Raw genomic sequence first — 18,462 nt, 5'->3', positions numbered from 1 at the left:
AGAGCGAACAACCGTCGTTTAAAACGATCCCGCCTCTACCAATGCCCTGGAAGGGTAATCATAAAAAGTCCTTTTTTTCTCACGATTAAAAGGACGGCAGATATCTTTTTTTTCTTGACAACTGTCAATCATATCAGACTTTCAGATAATGATTTTGGTAAGGCATAGCAAGGAAGGTGTAGGGGGTATACCCATCGTTATAAACCGAGGACCGATAACGTTGCCAACATCTTTATCTGGAAGCAATAATTTACAGTGATCATTCTTCCTGACTACTGTCAACATATCATTTACTGTAGCATGAATTCGCTTATAGTTTTTACAGCTGTCCAATATTTTTTTAAAAGGCTTCGTTATGTCAAACAATCCCGCCATATTGATCATCGACGGCAGCCCTCTGTTCAGGTTCTCTGCCGGCAGGATGATCCGAAATGAGCTCCCTGAACTGGAGGTGCTGGAGGCGGATCGATTCGAGTCCGCGCTCGAGCTCGTCAAAATCCACCGCCCCGTGGTGGTCATCACCGAGATTCATCTCAAGAATGGCAGCGGACTGGAGCTGACCGAAATTATCGCTACCCGGTTCCCTGACACGATCGTGATGGTCTTGACCATTAATGACGGGCCGGAATACAAGGCCGAAGCACTGAAAAGAGGAGCAGACTTCTTTATTTCCAAAACAGACCCGGGAGGCAGAACCCTATTGGATTTCCTCCGGGACCGGGCGTCGGGATCCGGAGGAAAATAATTGGTCACATGAAAAAAAAGCGGAACGATTCGGTTGATTTCGATTCGTTCCGCTTTTTTAACTTTCCTTTAAAAAAAGCTATAGAGAATAAGCCAGCTATACCCTTCCGGATTTCGGACCGGCGATATACCACAAAATAAAGCCGATAACCGGAAGAATCAGGATGAATACGATCCAAAGCACCTTCTTTCCTGTCGTCGCATTGCTCCGGAAGAGGCTTACAATTGCCCAGATATCCAAAACCAGGATGATCAGAGCGAACACGCCTCTCACTTCTATACCCATAGATCCCCCTTTGATTGGCAAAAAGTTTCCGTTTGTTGTGTCTCAAGTGTGATCACGGCAATTTCCCCTATCCCACGAGACCTTAAAGTTAGCTAATTTGTTCAGCGACGGGTATAGGGTGCATCAAGTAGTTTAGCGGCTGAAATGGTTTATTTGTATCGTAAAACCGACAACGCTCGGCCAAAATATTTGTCCGGATTCTTCTTCTAAAGAAGACGTAACTATTCAGCGGCCAATGAAAATATTTCATATTTTACTTGACAAGGTTTTTTTGGAAAGTTGAGATTTTCCGATTCGAAATCAACGTATCTATTTTTGCATGCTTATGGCTTTACCAGCGTTGTGGTGGGCTATTTGATTTTATACGGCCTATAAGGCTTGATCAGATAGAATTCGGTATTCTTCGAACAAGGAATCGACTGCCCACTCTTCCACTCGAGACGAAATGCATTGGGGCGGGTGGGATAAATTCTGAATTTGTATTTGCCACAATTTAAGATATCATGTAAAATATCGATGAATTGGAAATTGGTTTTTTTAGACGATCACCTCTACTTCTTGCACCTTTATGGATGACACGGATTTTTGCCGCGATCCATATCATTTGGCATCATTCGGTTTGGAAGGATCAGTCATTGAAACAGAGACACACGATATTCATTGTCGAGGATCATCAGTTGTTTCGGGAAGGGCTGAAGTCCATGTTAAGCCGCCGTGACGACATCGAAATTGCAGGAGAAGCCGAAGATGGCCTGGCGGCTGTTCGCCAAATCCGCAAGACGAAGCCCGATCTTGTCCTGCTGGATCTTTCAATGCCCAAGATGGGCGGCATTTCGGTAATGAAAGAAGTAAAGCGCGAACTGCCGGATACCCGGATCCTCGCATTGACGATTCACGAATCCGACCAGTTTGTGCTGGAAGCCTTTGAAGCCGGGGCGGACGGATATTGCATCAAAGATGCCAGCAGGCAGGAGCTGATGATGGCCATCGACACCGTCCTGAAAGGCAAAATCTATATCAGCCCGGATATTTCCAGCCAGGTCATGGAAGGCTACCTGACCGGCCGAAAAGAGCTCAAGAAGACGTCCAGCTGGGATAGTGTCACTCAGCGGGAACGCGAAGTCCTGAAACTTCTGGCGGAAGGCTATACCAATAAGGAGATCGCCGATTTTCTCCACATCAGTGACAAGACAGTGGAAAAACACCGATCCAATCTGATGGGCAAGCTGGATCTGCACAACGTGGCCAAGCTGACGTCATATGCCATTGACAAAGGACTTTTGGAACACAAAAAATAGCCGGCGGCGACAATGCAAGTTGAATGCACCCTGCCCATGCAGGTGTCCCTCGCTCAAGAGAAGCCGCATCTTTGAACAAAAGGGTCCATCGACCCCTGAAAACGCCGACATCAACGATTTATTCATGGTTGACAAAACAAACGCTGCGAACAACGCAGGCCAGGAACCTCCTTTCGAAGAAATTCTGGGCCAGCTGGAACAGAAGGTGGCCAGAAAAACCCAAGACCTCCAGGCCACCATCAATGCTCTGGAGAATGAAATCACCGAACGAAAACGGATGGAGGAAGCCCTGACGCTCTCCCGGGAGCGGATTAAGCACATGTCCGTGAGAATATTGGAGACCTTGGAGGCTGATTGAAGGACAGTTTCCAAAGAGATCCACGATAGTATCGGGGCCAGCCTCGCGTCGATCTAGTTCAGTCTGGAAGAAAAAGAATATGGCCTGATTGCCATGCGCGAGCGGTGCGAGATTTTTGGTGGATCGATTCACGGATCGGTCAGGGAAAAAAGATCCACGCCATGCTTCCAAGATAAGGCCAACACCCCGGATACGCCGCGATGTCCGGTGTCGTTTTCGGGAAAACGCCTCTGATATCGCGATCGAATGAAAATCACCCGTCTGCTGAATGCTCGTGCTACAGTATCCAATTTCCGATAATACACCCCATTCGCCCTTGCCATGAGTTGAATACCCCATGGACGAATCCACGGCTATCGTCAACAATGGGCATCATCTTGGGCACCGGGTTGTACGCGCCCATGCAGTCGTCCACTGTCCATGACAAATTCAGTTGATTGGGGCTTCACCCCCCCCGAAAACCCTAAAGTGAAAGGAGCCTGTTTTGGCGAAAAGATTGGAGATTTACAAATGCGAGGCATGTGGAAACATTGTAGAAGTGGTCAACGGCGGGGAAGGGGAGCTGGTGTGCTGCGGCGAACCCATGAAGCTGATGACCGAAAATACCGTCGATGCAGCCAAGGAAAAGCACGTCCCGGTGATCGAAAAGGTGGACGGCGGCGTTAAAGTGAAGGTCGGCGAGGTGCCCCATCCCATGGAAGAGAAGCACTATATCCAATGGGTTGAGTTGATCGCAGACGGCAAAGCCTATCGGCAGTTTTTGAAACCGGGGGTCCAGCCTGAAGCCTTCTTTGCCATTGAGGCAATCCAGTTGACGGCAAGGGAGTACTGCAACCTGCACGGGCTCTGGAAAGCGACCGTTTAAACCCTGGCAGGCCCCATCCGGAGCTGTTCATCTGCGCTGAATTTTGGACCAAGCGCTTGAATGAATCGGCGGGATAGCGGCGGAACGAATCGTTTGATGGCGGTTTGTTCCGCTTTTTTTGTGCACATGGAATCTGTCAGCCGCCCTTTTCTGTTCCTTTTGTTTTTAAGAGACGCTGCGGAAACGGTTGAAATGCGACAGGGACTTGACAGAATCGGTCAGTTGCGCAAGAATTTGCTGCAAAAACACATGCGAACATTTCTTTTCCCAAAAGGAAACCTGTTCGAATATCAGAAAATCAGGTCCGTGCTCGCCCATGGACCCAGGGCGAAGGCCATTCAACACGGGCATCGGGACAGTGCCGTATTGATGCGGCCGCCCGAGAAATGCAGGGAGAGCCCCATGGCATCAGACTGGATACGGCGCCATGCAGAACAATCACTGAAGCGGATATTGCCCCGGCTTCGAAAGGATCTGGAAGCGGAGATCTTCAACGCCTCCGAGGAATGGAACGGCTTTGAAATCCGTCTCCAGCGGGAATTTCCTTCTCTGTTTCAAATTCTCGTGGAACTCTACGGCGGCCGCTACGATTTTTTTTACCACTTGGAAGCACTTCTGGCCGCCGCAGCCCGAAGCTGGATGACGCGCCCAGAAGCCCTCAAGGCACTCGACGCCGAGCGGGAAGCCCATCCGGACTGGTTCCACAGCCAGGAGATGGTCGGTGGGGTTCTTTACGTGGATCTCTTCAGCGACAACCTTTCCGGTCTCGGCGACCATATCGACTACTTCAAGGAACTGGGGCTCACCTATCTGCACCTGATGCCCCTTTTTGTCGTCCCCCGGGGAAACAGCGACGGGGGCTACGCCGTGAGCGACTATCGCGCCGTCAATCCCGAGTTGGGCACCATGGAACAGCTCACGGAGGTGGCCACCCGGCTGCGCCTGGAAGGCATCAGCCTGGTGCTTGACTTTGTCTTCAACCATACCTCGGACGAGCACGAATGGGCCAGGCGCGCCGCCGCAGGGGACCCGGAATACCAGGATTTCTATCACATCTTTCCGGACCGCGAAATGCCCGATCAGTATGAGCGCCACCTGCGGAACATCTTCCCCACCGTTCGAAAGGGGAGCTTCACCTGGCGTGAAAGCATGGGCAAGTGGGTCTGGACGACCTTCAACAGCTTCCAGTGGGACCTCAACTATGCCAATCCGGCCGTGTTCCGGGCCATGGCCGAGGAGATGCTCTTTCTCTCCAACGCCGGGGTGGAAGTGCTCCGCCTGGATGCCGTGGCCTTTATCTGGAAACGTCTGGGAACCGATTGCGAAAATCAGCCCGAGGCCCACAAGATCATCCGGGCCTTCAACTCCCTGGCCCGCATGGCGGCCCCGGCCCTGCTCTTCAAATCCGAGGCCATCGTCCACCCCGACGAGGTGATCCGGTATATCGACGCAAGGGAGTGCCAGCTCTCTTACAACCCCATGCTCATGGCCCTGCTGTGGGAGGCCCTGGCCACCCGGGAACCCAGGCTCCTGGAATTGGCCATGCGCAACCGCAGCCGCATCCCCGACGACTGCGCCTGGGTCAACTATCTCCGATGCCACGACGACATCGGCTGGACCTTCGACGACAGCGATGCCCTAAGCCTTGGCATCGACCCGGGAGCTCATCGCCATTTTCTCAATGAGTTCTACACCGGCCAGTATCCCGGTTCCTTCGCCAGGGGCCTGCCCTTCCAGTTCAACCCGTCCAACGGAGATCTCAGGATCTCGGGGACCCTCGCCTCCCTGGCCGGACTCGAGCAGGCCGTGCATGCCCAGGACCCCGTCCTCGTCGACATGGCGGTCCGCCGCATCATTCTTCTGCGGAGCATCGTCATGAGCATCGGCGGCATCCCCCTGATCTATATGGGGGAGGAATGGGGCCTTTTGAACGACTACTCCTTTGCCGGCGACGAACGCAAGACCTACGACAACCGCTGGGTCCACCGGCCCAGGACCCAATGGGAAAAGATGGCGTACTGGAAGGATCCCCAGACACTGGAGCGGCGCATCTACGACGAAACCGCACGGCTCATCCGGCTTCGAAAAGGGATAGGAGCCCTCTACAACGGCGGTATGGAGGTCATCGGCACCCAGAACCCCCACCTTTTCGGCTACGTCCGCCAGAAAAACGGGCAGCGGCTTCTGGTGATCAACAACTTCTCCGAACACCCCCAGACAATGGGGGAAAACCGCCTTCGGCTCTACGGTCTGGGATACCGCTTCATCGATCACATCACGGGGGAGGAACGTTCGGCGCGGGAGCCCCTCCAGGTCGGCTCCTACCAGTTTCTCTGGCTGGAAAATCAGCCCGGATAGGCCGTCCCGAACGGCCCGAGCACCTGAATAGATTCTCCTAAACATGAATTGAAAACGTCGTCGGGCGGTCCGCCTGAAAATTCTTCATTTGAAAAATGATCCTTCAGCCGTTATAGTATAATTCAGCACCTTGGAAATTTCCGGAAAGCGAAATTTTCCCGCCCTTATGGCCGCCATGCCCGGATAATACCAGATCGGCACCTGATTCGTCGCCGATGACGAAACTTTCAACCACAAAACCAGGAGAGCCCGAAATGATACTCGGCATCGGAGAAATCCTTTTTGACCAATACCCGGAAGGCAACCGCCTGGGAGGCGCACCCTTCAATTTCGCCGCGCACCTGAAGGCGCTGGGCCTTCCCGTGACCTTCGTGAGCCGCGTGGGCGTGGATGAAGAGGGTGACGCCATCCTGGACGCCCTCGTCCGCCGGGGATTCGATCCCGGGATGATCCAGCGGGATCCCCGTCACGATACCGGCCGGGTGACGGTCACGCTGGACGACGACGGCATCCCGCAATTCACCATTGTTTCCGACGTCGCCTATGATCACCTGGCCTACAGCGATGCCGTTGCAGCGGCCCTGGCCCAGGGCCCCGACATGATCTATTACGGCACCCTGATCCAGCGGTCTCACGCCGCATCGGCCACGGTGATGAAAATCCTCGAAAACCGTTCCCCTTCCACCCGGTGCTTTTGCGATCTCAACCTCCGGAAGGGTTGCTACAGCCAGAACAGCATCACCAGATCCCTGGTCCACTGCGACATCCTCAAACTCAGCGACGGAGAGCTTTCGATCCTCAAAGACCTGTTCAACGTTCGCGCCGCCGACAAGCTCTTCATCGACGACCTCATGCACAATTTCGCCATCACGTGGGTCAGCCTCACCAGCGGCGTTATGGGCTCAACCCTGTTCACCCGGAACGATGTCTTTTTCGCCGACCCGGACGAACAGGATGCCGTGGTCGACACGGTGGGTGCAGGCGATGGATACGCCGCCATTCTGGCCGCCGGCTGCCTGCTTGGCTGGCAACCGGCCCGGATCCTGCAGAGGGCCGCCCGCTTTGCCGGGGCCCTCTGCAGGATCCCGGGGGCCATACCGGAGGATTCTGAGTTCTATCGCCCCTTTCTGGGATGGATGAACGATGGCGGTGAACGATGAGCCGGGGACTCTATTTTCAACTTTTCAGTATCCACGGGCTCCTGCGTCACGAAAGCATGGAGCTGGGCCGGGATGCCGACACCGGCGGACAGATCAAGTACGTCGTCGAGCTGGCTGAAACCCTCAGCCGGCATGAACAGGTTGGCCGGGTCGACCTGTTTACCCGCCTGATCACCGACAAGCGGGTTTCCGACGATTACAGCCGGCCGGTGGTGGCGGTTTCAGACAAGTTCCGGATTGTCCGGATCCAATGCGGCGGGAAGAAATACATGCGAAAGGAGCTTCTCTGGCCTTATTTAGACGAGTACATCGACAGGACCATCAAATTCATCAAGCGGGATAACCGCCGCCCGGACATCGTCCACGGCCACTACCCCGATGCCGGTTATGTGGCCATCACCCTCTCCGAGTATTTCAGCACCCCCTTCATCTATACGGGCCATTCATTGGGACACCCCAAGAAAAAGCGACTCCTGACAGAAGGCATGAGCGACGAAGAGATTCAGAAAAAACTTTTCATCGACCACCGCATCGCCGTGGAGGAGGAGATTCTCAAGAACGCGGATCTCGTCATCACCAGCACCCGTCAGGAGGTGGAGCAGCAGTACGGCATGTACCGGAACCGGAACCTGGCACGGTACAGCGTCATCCCCCCGGGGATCAACCTGGAGAATTTCTACCCCTTCCATCGGGATAGACTGCCGTCGGCCCAGAAAAAAGACGAGTACATGATGGCTTACGGGGCCCTCATGGAGGAGCTCAACCGGTTTTTCACCTTCCCGGACAAGCCCCTGATCCTGGCCCTCTGCCGGGCGGACAAACGCAAGAATATCGCCGGGCTCATCGACGCCTATGGCACCGACAAGGAACTCCAGGCCATGGCCAACCTGGCCATCTTCGCCGGGATCCGCAAAAACATTCAGGATATGGAGGAGAATGAAAAATGGGTCCTCACCGACATGCTCCTGCAGATGGACCGCTACGATCTCTACGGCAAAATGGCCATCCCCAAGAAGCACGACTTCACATACGAGGTACCGGAACTCTATCGCATCGCCGCCGAACGTAAGGGGGTCTTCGTCAACTGCGCCCTGGTGGAGCCCTTCGGCCTCAGCCTCATCGAGGCCTCAGCCTGCGGGGTTCCCATCGTGGCCACCAACAACGGCGGCCCCCGGGACATCATCGAAAACTGCAAAAACGGGGTTCTCGTGGACCCCAAGGATCCCAAGGCCATCAGCAGCGCCATCAAACGCATTGTGGCGGACCGCGATCTCTGGCGACAGTTTTCCGACAGCGGCATCAAGGGGGTCTACGAGCACTACAGATGGAAAGCCCACGTAGAAAAATATCTTCATGAAATCGAAATCTTTGAACGGTTCGGCGGCCAGGAGGCGTTCAAACGGTCGGCCCTGAACCCGGTGGGTGAACGGCTGGTCCGGCTGGAGCACCTGATCATCACGGACATCGACAACACCCTGCTGGGGGATGACGCCGCCCTCGAGGATCTGATCGCATTGCTGGAGAAGCACCGGGAAAGGATCGGGTTCGGCGTCGCCACGGGGCGATCCATTGCTTCCACGACAACCCTTTTCGAGAAAAAAGGGCTGGATCTTCCCGAGGTGATCATCACCTCGGTGGGCTCCGAAATCTACTATCGCTCGGGGTCCTTTGCCGACAAAGGCTGGAAGAGCCACATCTCCAAATGGTGGGAGCGTGAAAAAATCGAGAAGGTGCTGGCGCCCCTCGATTTTCTGGAGCTCCAGGAAAAGGAGCACCAGTTCCCCTACAAGCTGAGCTACTATATGGCTCCGGACAAGGACCGCATCGCCAAGGTCAATGCCGTCTTGAACCGCAACAAGTGCCACTGCACCGTCATCTATTCCCATGACAAGTATCTCGACATCCTGCCCCATCGAGCCTCCAAGGGCAAGGCCGTGCGCTACCTCAGCTATAAATGGGAGATCCCGCTGGAGAATATCCTGGTCTGCGGAGATTCGGGCAACGACCGGGAGATGCTCGTCGGCAGCCCCATGGGGGTTGTGGTGGGCAACTACGCCGCGGAGCTCGAAGCCCTCAAGGGAAGGCGGCGGATCTATTTTTCATCCAAAAATTATGCGGCCGGCATCATCGACGGTTTGAACCACTTCGGCCTCGTGAGCGAGGATTAACATGACATCGCTATTGGACAAACTGATACCAGAGCAGGAACAGAAGGACTTTAAGGACTTCCTCTTCGCCTTGTGCAACCTGGAGCAAAACTACCTGCTGAAAAACGACATCCTTTTAAAATTCCGGGAAGTTTTCAAAGATCGGGACGAAGCCTTTCTCCGTGGCTCGGAGACGGCCCGCTTTCTGGACCGGGTTCCCGAGATGTTCATCATCGACGGATCGCTTCTCATCCTTCACCGCCATGCCATTGCCAGATACCGGTTCTATCAGACCAACCGTCATTGCGAATTCATGGAGGAGATCTCCACCGCCGATTACCTCAGGCGCAAGGACAGCTTTGTCATGGGCAAAGATGCCTGGCGTCACCAAGCCCCGCTGACCATCGATTTCATGCCCTTCTACGACTACTCGCCCGTCATGCGGGACAGCAGAAACATCGGCAACGGGATCCAGTTTCTCAACAAGCACCTTTCCAGCAGCCTTTTTCAGGCCCCGGAAGAGTGGGGCAGAAAGCTCTTCGATTTCATCAAACTCCACAAAATCAACAGCAGCCCCCTCTTGGTCAACGGCAACATCCTGAGCACCGTTCCGGAATTTCTGGAAGAGTTGGAAAAGGCCATCGATTGGCTGAACGGCCAGCCTCCGGACATCCCCTATTCGGTCTTCGAGGTCCGCCTGAAAAAAAGGGGGTTCGAAGAGGGATGGGGCCTTGACGCGGCGAGAGCCCGGGAGACGATGTCGCTGGTTTACGACCTCTTCAACGAGCCCGACAGCGATCTGATCGAGCGTTTCATCTCTCGCATTCCCATGATCTCCAAGATAGCCGTCATTTCACCCCACGGATGGTTCGGCCAGGAGAACGTCCTGGGCCGGCCCGATACCGGCGGCCAGGTCATCTATATTCTCGATCAGGTCCGGGCCCTGGAAAAATACATGATCCAGTGCTTCCACCTGGCGGGCATCCACGCCGTACCCAAGATCATCGTCCTGACCCGGCTCATCCCGGACGCGGACGACACCACCTGCGACCACCGCATCGAGAAGATCCACGGCACAGACAACTGCTGGATCCTGCGCCTGCCCTTCCGTGACCCCAGCATGGCCGCGGTGCGCCACTGGATCTCCAGGTTCAACATCTGGCCCTATCTCGACCGTTTCGCCTATGACGCCCGCCGGGAGCTGGTCAGCGAATTCGAGGGCCGCCCCGATCTCATCATCGGGAACTACTCCGACGGCAATCTGGTGGCGAGCCTCCTTTCGGACCGGCTGGACGTCATCCAGTGCACCATCGCCCACGCCCTGGAGAAAACCAAGTATCTCTTTTCGGATCTCTACTGGGAACAGATGGAGGCGGACTACCGTTTCTCCCTCCAGTTCACCGCGGACATGATCGCCATGAACAAATCCGATTTTATCATCACCAGCACCTATCAGGAGATCGCGGGCACCGACATCGCCGCGGGCCAGTATGAGTCCTACCAGTTCTTCACCCTTCCGGGACTTTACCAGGCCGTGGGCGGGATCAACCTGTTCAACCCCAAATTCAACATCGTCCCTCCGGGGGTCGACGAAAACAATTACTTTCCCTACACCGAAAAAGAGCGGCGAGGGGAAGGCAGCCGCCTTTATTGGGAAAAACGCCTCTTCACCGGGGAGATCGATGACATTGCCGGACACCTCGAGGATCCCGATAAACCACCCATCTTCACCATGGCCCGGCTGGACAAGATCAAGAATATCACCGGTCTCATCGAGGCCTTCGGCGGACACCCGGAGCTGCGGGAATACTGCAACCTCGTCTTTGCCGCCGGTACCACCCGGCTCGAAGATTCCAAGGACCGGGAGGAGAAGGAGCAGATTCAACAAGCCCACGCCCTCATCCAAAAATTGAACCTTTACGGTCGGGTGCGGTGGCTTCCCAGCGTGGAGAAGAGCGAGACCGGCGAGGTCTACCGGGTCATCGCCGACCGGGGAGGCATCTTCGTCCAGCCGGCGCTGTTCGAAGCCTTCGGGCTGACCATTCTTGAGGCCATGCTCTCCGGGCTGCCTACCTTCGGCCCCGAGTTCGGCGGCCCTTCGGAGATCATCGAGGACGGCCGCAGCGGGTTTCTGATGAACACCAGCAAGCCAGAGCTTATCGCCGAGGTGATCTGGGCGTTTTTCAAAACGTGCCAAAAGGACGAGGGGCACTGGCGAGCGATCTCCGACGCGGGCATACACCGGGTCCGGGAACACTTCACCTGGGAGCTCTACTCCGAAAAACTCTTGACCCTCACCAATCTCTATGGGTTCTGGCGATACAGCGTGGCCGAAGAGGGAATGGTCAAGATGGACCGCTACTGCGATCTCATCTATCATCTCCTGTTCAAGAATCGCGCTGAGCAAAGGATCGCGCTTTAGGCCCGGAAAAAACAAGACACATGCATGACGACTTACGGGGCCTTCAAGGGGGAGCACACTTTCACCTTTCCGGGCAATCCCCTGGTCCTGGCTCTCTGCAGGCCGTCACCCCAGAAAATCGAGCCGAAGGCCCCGCCGGCGAAAATATTTCTTGGTCTCCTCGAAGGCAAAAAAGATGATGGTTCCGTGAAAGGCAAAGAGGTAAACGGGCCAGGGCAGCGGTGCAAAATAATAGATATGCGACAGGCCCGTGTAGAAAAAGGCCCAGCAGAGCGCCACCTCGAAAACAATCCCCAAATCGATCAAGGGGTTGGAGATGAAATTCAGCAGGATCGGATGGCGCTCCAGAAAACGTCCGGCGCTTTCCATGACCGGCCGGATCAGGGGCCCCTCCAGCAGTTGGAAAAATCGGGAAAGGTGGTGAAGCGCAAGTCGCGGGGGGAAGACCAGCCAGTGCCAGAGAAGCGCCATGGGGCGACGCGTCGCGCCGGGGGAAGCTTGATCGGAAATGCTTCGATCCAGCCTCTGGGGGGCCGGGAATGCCAGCGGCCGCCAGGTGCGGATATGCGCCAGGATCTCCTCCCGATGATGGAGAGGAAGGAAATCCCGGCTGAAAAGGGAGGTGGCCCAGGAGCGCTTGCACAGAACATTGGCGATCTGGGTGGTCACCGTGGGAAAGAAATAGGCGGCGAGCGACATCAGGTAGGCCCCGGAAGCCTCCGCCATGTCGAGGCCTTCGGGCGAGGCCGGCATGGCCGAAAGGGGGGACCCGGGCGACCACCACCCCATGTACCAGCCGGCGAAGTAGTAGGTGGTATAGCAGGCCAGCGCCAGGAGGGTGCCCTGGACGAAATAGGCGCGCAGGATGAACCCCATGGAGAGGAGTTTTTCCTCTTTTCGCCGGGGAGGACGATCCATCAAGCCGCTTTCAGGCCGTTCGATGCCAAGCCCCATGGCCGGAATCAGGTCGGTGCCGATATCCACCGCGAGCACCCCCATGACCGTCATGGCCAGGGGGGTGCCGGGAAAGAGCATCCAGAAGATGTACGGGTAGAGTTCCTGGGGATTGCTGTTGAGGATATAGGCGACAAACCGTTTGATGTTCTCGAAAACACCCCGGCCCTCCTCCACCGCCGCGACGATGGAGGCGAAGTTGTCGTCGGTCAGGACCATGTGGGCCGCCTCCTTGGCCACGCCCGCGCCGCGGCGCCCCATGGCGATGCCGATGTCGGCCCGCCGCAGGGCGGGTCCGTCGTTGACCCCGTCGCCGGTCACCGCCACCACCTCTCCCAGGGCCTTGAGCTGCGAAACAATGCGCAGCTTCTGTTCGGGCGAAACCCGCGCGAAAATCGTTTCCCCCCGGGCGAGAATATCCTTGAGATCGCTGTCCGCCATGTCGGCGATCGCAGCGCCGGTGAAGACCTTCGGCGGGGCGTCGCTCCCCTCGCCGAGGCCGACCTCCCGGCCGACGCTCTCCGCGGTGAGGGGGTAATCGCCGGTGATCATGATCACCCGGATGCCGGCGGTGTGGCAGGTTCGGACCGCCTCCGGCACGCCCGGCCGCACCGGGTCGGACATGGCCGTAAACCCGATGAAGATCAGTTTCTGTTCGGCGGATTCGATGCCGAAATCCTGGAGGTCGGCCAGGCTGACTTCATCACGGTAGGCAAAGGCCATGATGCGATACCCCTGGCGCGCGAATGCGTCGCTCGCGGCCAGGATCTCCCGGCGCTGCTCCTCGGAGATGGCCCGGGGGCGTCCGTCATGGAGAATGCGGTCGCACAATTCGAGGGTTTCCACCAGGGCGCCCTTGAGGTAAAGGATCTTTTCCCGGCCGGCCGGAAGCTTTACCAGAACGCTCATGCGCTTGCGGATCGACTCGAAGGGGTTGACGTGCAGCCGCTGGTGCGTGCCCCTCAAACCGGCCTTGCGGGCCAGAACGACCAGCGCTCCTTCGGTCGGGTCCCCTAAAATCCGCCATTGGCCCAGGTTTTTTTCCAGATGGGCGTTGTTGCAGATGTAGGCGCATTCCAGCAGCCTGGCGGCGGCCGGGTTTTCGGTCATTTTCCCCCGGTCGATTTTTTCGCCGCGGAGGCGGAACTCGCCTTCCGGACGGTACCCCTCGCCGGTCACCTCGTAGAGCAGGCCGTCCGCCCAGAAGCGGCTGACCATGACGAGATTCTGGGTGAGGGTCCCGGTTTTGTCGCTGCAGATCACGGTGGTGCAGCCCAGGGTCTCCACCGAGGAGAGGTGCTTGACCACGGCATTGCGCTTGGCCATCCGGGACACCCCCATCGCCAGGGAGAGGGTGACGGTGGGCAGCAGCCCTTCCGGAACGTTGGCGACGAAAATGCCGATAAAAAAGACCATGGCCTGAAGGAATCCCAGCCCCGCCACCAGCCATCCCAGGAGCAGAAACGCCAGGCCCAGGACGGCGGCCAGCAGGGCGATGGCGTAAACCGTGCCCCGGAGCTGCTTCTGCAGGGGGCTCTCCTCGGGCGCCACGGCCTCGGTCAGGCGGGCGATCCGGCCGATCTCCGAGTTCATGCCCGTCCCGAACGCCACGGCCCTTCCGGTGCCGGTGATGAGGTTCGACCCGGCAAAGAGCACGTTCGGCAGTTCAATCCAGAGAAACCGGCCGGGGAGCAGGGCCGGCCGGTCCGATTTGTAGCGTTTGGCCGAGGTCGATTCCCCGGTGAGGGAGGAGTTGTCGACCTCCACCTCGTTGGCTTCAATAAGCCTGGCGTCGGCCGGAACGATGTCGCCGGCCTCCAGGAGCAGCAGATCGCCGGGAACGATATGGGCCGCGTCGATCTCCGTGACCCTGCCGTCGCGCACCACGCGGGACCGCTGGCCGATGAGCTGCTGCAGGGCCTCCACCGCCTTGTCGGAGCGATATTCCTGCAGGAAGGAAAACCACCCGTTCAGAAAAATCACGATCAGTATGGCCGCTCCCAACTGGGGCATGTCCACGCCGGGGAGATAGCACAAGAGGGCCGCCAGCCAAAGGAGCACCGCAAAAAAGCTGAAAAAATTGCGCAGCAGCTTCAAATGCCAGGGCATCCGGCGCTTCTTCCGGATCAGGTTGGGCCCGTGCAGATCCAGCCGATGCGCCGCCTCCGGTCCGCTCAGACCCGTTGAAAGGTCTGTCCGGAGTTCAAATGCCACCTGATCCTGGGTGAGGTTGAGAAAGGAGGGGCGAACGGAGTGCTGTTCCCCCGCCGTCAGGATGCCGATCGCCTGGTCGGCGGACCTTGCTGCGGCCAGGCGCTTCGCCAGTTCCGGCAGAAGGGCCGACAGCCGCTGCAGCAGCTTGAGGTGCCCGGCGGTATCCTCCTCCGGCGACACCAGAAAGAGGACGATGCGCGGGGACTTCCCGCGGCACGCAATCCCGCGGCGCGAGATCCCCAGGGCCAGTTGGGGCGCCCCAAGGCCGGCCAATCGGAAATGGGGCAGGACGACATCGTCGGAGGGCATCAGCAGCAGGGTGTCCGGCTCCTCCATGATGGGCTGCAGGCCCTGCAGCAACTGCTCTCCATGGGGCAGCCCCGCAGCCATCCGCCGCAGGATCTGATCGAAGGGCCCTTTGACATCCAGGTGGATGTGATCCGGTCGAAGGAGTTCGTGGATCATCGGGACGGAGGCTACCGGCGAATGCCGGACGACGCCCTTCCGCACCAATGGGCGGCCGTGGCCAGCGCGATCAGGAGCAGAATCGATGCCTGGCTCGGATCGGTCCAGCCGGAGGCCTTGGCCACGATCGCCAGGCACGCCAAAAGGGCCAGATGCCGGGCCAGCTTCTCCAGGAAAACGGCAACCGCAAGTTTTTTCACGGATCACCTCCGATAGTCTGAGGTTCGGTCGGGGGTCAAAAGGAATTCGCTCCGGGGCTCCTGCCGTCGCACCGGGGTGACGCGGATAAGCCGCCTACACCCGGATCAGCTCGCCGCAGGTGTCCTGGAGGGCGACGGAAATGCGGGTCTTGTACCCGTTCAGGGCCTGGCCCACCTCTTGGAGGGCGTGCTTCGGGGTGTTGTTCTGCTGGCTCAGGTGGCCCAGGATGACGTGGCGCATCCCCTCGTGGATCACCTCCTGGAGCAGCTCCCGGGACTGCCCGTTGGAGAGGTGGCCGGTCCGGCCCTTGACCCGCTGCTTGAGGTGCCACGGATAGGGGCCGTTCATGAGGAGGTCCGGGTCGTGGTTGGCCTCGAGGATCAGGAGGGAGCAGGCCCTGAGGTGGGTCTTGACCAGGGCCGTGGCCATCCCCAGATCGGTGGCCAGGCCGATTTTGGTGCCGTTCCGGCTGACGGTGAACCCGGCAGGGTCGGCCGCGTCGTGGGAGAGGGCGAAGGGATGGACCGTAAGCCGGTCCACGGAAAACCGGGTGCCCGGCTCGAAATGCCGGATCTCCCTGACGCCGCCCAGCTTCGACCCGACGGCCTGCTCGGTTTTGGGGGTCATGTAGACCGGCAGGGAATACTTCCTGGCCATCACCCCCACCCCCTGGATATGATCCGTGTGCTCGTGGGAAACGAGGATGGCATCGATGCTTTTCGGGCAGAGGCCGCGGGCGGCCAGGCGACGCTCAATCTCCACCCCCGAGAGCCCGGCATCCACCAAAAGACCGGTCCGGCCATCCGAGATGTAGATGGCGTTGCCCCGGCTCCCGCTCGCCAGAGCGCAGACGCTGAGTTCGCACCCTCCGGATTCCTGTATTGTCATGCTGCCTCCCTTGTCGAAAAGCAGACTGAAGGGGCACCATCCGACCGATCCCCTTCAGCCCTTAGCCCTTAGCCTAACTTCTTCTGGATCTTGGCCCAGGTGTCCCGGAGGGTCACGGTCCGGTTGAAGACCGGGCGGCCGGGCCGGCTGTCGCGGTCGGCGCAGAAATAGCCCATCCGCTCGAACTGGTAGCCCGTTTCCGGTTCCGGGTCGGCCAGGCCGGGCTCCAGCCGGCAGTCCGTCAGGACCTCCAGGGAATCGGGGTTGAGGCAAGACCGGAAGTCCTCACATGCTGCGGGGTTCTCGGCGGTCAAAAGCTGCGCGTAGAGGCGGACCTCGGCCGTGACGGCATGGGCCGCCGACACCCAGTGGAGGGTCCCCTTGACCTTCCGGCCGTCGGGGGCGTCGCCGCCCCGGGTGGCCGGATCGTAGGTGCAGCGCAGCGCAGCGATCCGCCCCGCGTCATCCTTCACCACGTCGGTGCAGGTGATGAAATAGGCATACCGGAGGCGGACCTCCCGGCCAGGCCCCAGGCGAAAGAACTTCCTGGGCGGGTCCTCCATGAAGTCTTCCTGCTCGATGTAAAGCTCCCGCGAGAAGGGCACCCGCCGCTTCCCGGCAGAGGGGTCCTCGGGGTTGTTGACGCACTCGAGTTCCTCCACCCCGCCCTCGGGATAGTTTTCGATGATCACCTTGAGGGGCTTCAGAACGGCCATGACCCTGGGGGCGCGCCGGTTGAGATCTTCCCGGATGCTGTACTCCAGGAGGGCGATGTCGACCGTACTGTCCCGCCGGGCCACGCCGATGCGCTCGCAGAAGGCGCGGATGGCCTCGGGGGTGTAGCCCCGGCGCCGCAGCCCGGAGAGGGTGGGCATCCGCGGGTCGTCCCAGCCGGCCACGTGGCCCTCGGTCACGAGCTGGATGAGCTTCCGCTTGCTGAGCAGGGTATAACCGAGGTTGAGCCGCGCGAACTCGATCTGCTGGGGATGGTAGACCTCCAGGGTGTCCAGGACCCAATCGTAGAGCTCCCGGTTGTTCTCGAACTCCAGGGTGCAGATGGAATGGGTGATCCCCTCGATGGAATCGGAGAGGCAGTGGGTGAAATCGTACATGGGGTAGATGCACCACGCGTCGCCGGTGCGATGGTGGGGCACCTTGCGGATGCGGAAGAGGGTCGGGTCCCGCATGATGATGTTGGGCGCGGCCATGTCGATCCTGGCCCGGAGCACGTGGGCCCCGTCTTCGAACTCGCCCGCGCGCATCCGCCGGAAGAGGTCGAGGTTCTCCGCCACCGGCCGGTTGCGGTAGGGGCTCTCCTGTCCCGGCTCGGTCAGGGTCCCCCGGTAGGCCCGGATCTCCTCGGCGCTCAGGCTGTCCGCGTAGGCCCTGCCCATCTCGATCAGCCGGACGGCGAATTCATACAGCCGCTCAAAATAGTCGGAGGCGTAGTGGAGGTGATCGCCCCATCCGAAGCCGAGCCAGCGGACGTCTTCCAGGATGGAATCGACGTACTCCGTCTCCTCCTTCGTGGGGTTGGTGTCGTCGAACCGCATGTGGCAGACGCCCCCGAACTCCCGGGCCAGCCCGAAATTGAGGCAGATGGACTTGGCATGGCCGATGTGGAGATATCCGTTGGGCTCGGGCGGAAACCGGGTGACGACCCGGCCGTCGAACTTGCCGGCGGCGTTGTCTTCCGTGATGATGTGTCGGATGAAATTCGGCGGAGCGGCCGCATCGTCTCGCTTCGGTTCGGTCATGGGGAAATCTCCTGATTCGAAATATAAAATGATTCCTGCCTATAGCACAGGTGCCGCGCCCTGCACAAGGCCGGCGACGCCCGTGACGGAACCCTCCGGACGGATCAGATATCGGACCGGTATTGACGCCGATGGTTACCTCCCCGCAGGGCCTCAATGCGCGCCCTGTCATAATGGTATTTTTTATTCCTTTATAAACAATTGTTTGATCCTCATTGAAAATTCGGCAAAAGGCACGTTGATGCAGTGCGATAATCAAAATATCCAAATTTTATCATTCGAGATTTTGCTTATAATAAATTTTTCTCAATTTATATAGATTAATATAACTTTAATCCGATTGAA

The 18,462-nt window shown here is 58.3% G+C and carries 14 protein-coding genes; 8 read left to right on the top strand and 6 right to left on the bottom strand.

Features of this window, described 5'->3' with window-relative positions:
• Positions 1-355 precede the first annotated feature (355 nt).
• The gene (locus ACEW8N_RS05780) at positions 356-745 is read left to right on the top strand and encodes a response regulator transcription factor (RefSeq protein ID WP_373498857.1); all 390 of its coding nucleotides are present in this window, start codon (positions 356-358) and stop codon (positions 743-745) included.
• 96 nt (positions 746-841) lie between these two features.
• Here the strand turns inward: ACEW8N_RS05780 and ACEW8N_RS05775 are convergent, their stop codons facing one another.
• The gene (locus tag ACEW8N_RS05775) at positions 842-1,030 is read right to left on the bottom strand and encodes a PLD nuclease N-terminal domain-containing protein (protein WP_373498856.1); all 189 of its coding nucleotides are present in this window, start codon (positions 1,028-1,030) and stop codon (positions 842-844) included.
• Between the two features lie 635 nt (positions 1,031-1,665).
• Here ACEW8N_RS05775 and ACEW8N_RS05770 point away from each other — a divergent pair.
• The 4 genes from ACEW8N_RS05770 to ACEW8N_RS05755 all read left to right on the top strand — a co-directional run bounded on the left by ACEW8N_RS05770 (position 1,666) and on the right by ACEW8N_RS05755 (position 5,909).
• Complete coding sequence (locus ACEW8N_RS05770; RefSeq protein WP_373498855.1) at positions 1,666-2,328, top strand: response regulator; 663 nt, start codon at positions 1,666-1,668, stop codon at positions 2,326-2,328.
• 124 nt (positions 2,329-2,452) lie between these two features.
• The gene (locus ACEW8N_RS05765; protein WP_373498854.1) at positions 2,453-2,686 is read left to right on the top strand and encodes a hypothetical protein; all 234 of its coding nucleotides are present in this window, start codon (positions 2,453-2,455) and stop codon (positions 2,684-2,686) included.
• A 484-nt stretch (positions 2,687-3,170) separates the two neighbouring features.
• A complete protein-coding gene (locus tag ACEW8N_RS05760; RefSeq protein WP_373498853.1) occupies positions 3,171-3,551 on the top strand; it encodes a desulfoferrodoxin in 381 nt (126 codons plus the stop codon).
• A gap of 402 nt (positions 3,552-3,953) precedes the next feature.
• A complete protein-coding gene (locus ACEW8N_RS05755) occupies positions 3,954-5,909 on the top strand; it encodes an alpha-amylase family glycosyl hydrolase (RefSeq protein WP_373498852.1) in 1,956 nt (651 codons plus the stop codon).
• Positions 5,910-6,012: 103 nt separating this feature from the next.
• On the opposite strand, the gene ACEW8N_RS05750 is transcribed toward ACEW8N_RS05755, so the two are convergent.
• On the bottom strand, positions 6,013-6,177 hold the full coding sequence (locus ACEW8N_RS05750) for a hypothetical protein (RefSeq protein WP_373498851.1): 165 nt from the start codon (positions 6,175-6,177) through the stop codon (positions 6,013-6,015).
• Between ACEW8N_RS05750 and ACEW8N_RS05745 the strand changes: the two genes are divergently transcribed.
• From ACEW8N_RS05745 to ACEW8N_RS05735, 3 genes are read left to right on the top strand one after another with little or no spacing between them, the layout of a single operon-like run.
• Positions 6,164-7,069, top strand: coding sequence for a PfkB family carbohydrate kinase (locus tag ACEW8N_RS05745; protein WP_373498850.1), 906 nt, complete (start codon positions 6,164-6,166; stop codon positions 7,067-7,069). The genes ACEW8N_RS05750 and ACEW8N_RS05745 overlap by 14 nt on opposite strands.
• Entirely contained in the window at positions 7,066-9,237 is a 2,172-nt protein-coding gene (locus tag ACEW8N_RS05740; protein ID WP_373498849.1) for an HAD-IIB family hydrolase, read from the top strand. The genes ACEW8N_RS05745 and ACEW8N_RS05740 overlap by 4 nt, the downstream gene beginning before the upstream one ends.
• A gap of 1 nt (position 9,238) precedes the next feature.
• Entirely contained in the window at positions 9,239-11,638 is a 2,400-nt protein-coding gene (locus ACEW8N_RS05735; RefSeq protein WP_373498848.1) for a sucrose synthase, read from the top strand.
• Positions 11,639-11,743: 105 nt separating this feature from the next.
• On the opposite strand, the gene ACEW8N_RS05730 is transcribed toward ACEW8N_RS05735, so the two are convergent.
• From ACEW8N_RS05730 to ACEW8N_RS05715, 4 genes are all read right to left on the bottom strand, one after another.
• Positions 11,744-15,271: an HAD-IC family P-type ATPase gene (locus ACEW8N_RS05730; RefSeq protein ID WP_373498847.1), complete on the bottom strand. Its 3,528-nt coding sequence runs from the start codon at positions 15,269-15,271 to the stop codon at positions 11,744-11,746.
• An 11-nt stretch (positions 15,272-15,282) separates the two neighbouring features.
• Positions 15,283-15,471: a hypothetical protein gene (locus ACEW8N_RS05725; protein WP_373498846.1), complete on the bottom strand. Its 189-nt coding sequence runs from the start codon at positions 15,469-15,471 to the stop codon at positions 15,283-15,285.
• Between the two features lie 94 nt (positions 15,472-15,565).
• Positions 15,566-16,360: an MBL fold metallo-hydrolase gene (locus tag ACEW8N_RS05720; RefSeq protein ID WP_373498845.1), complete on the bottom strand. Its 795-nt coding sequence runs from the start codon at positions 16,358-16,360 to the stop codon at positions 15,566-15,568.
• A 68-nt stretch (positions 16,361-16,428) separates the two neighbouring features.
• Positions 16,429-18,117, bottom strand: coding sequence for a glutamine--tRNA ligase/YqeY domain fusion protein (locus ACEW8N_RS05715; protein WP_373498844.1), 1,689 nt, complete (start codon positions 18,115-18,117; stop codon positions 16,429-16,431).
• Positions 18,118-18,462 lie beyond the last annotated feature (345 nt).

The sequence above is a fragment of the Desulfococcus sp. genome (assembly GCF_041737845.1).
Lineage (GTDB): Bacteria > Desulfobacterota > Desulfobacteria > Desulfobacterales > Desulfococcaceae > Desulfococcus.
The sequence above is the reverse complement of the archived record's forward strand: the minus strand, read 5'-3'. Positions and strand labels throughout refer to the sequence as shown.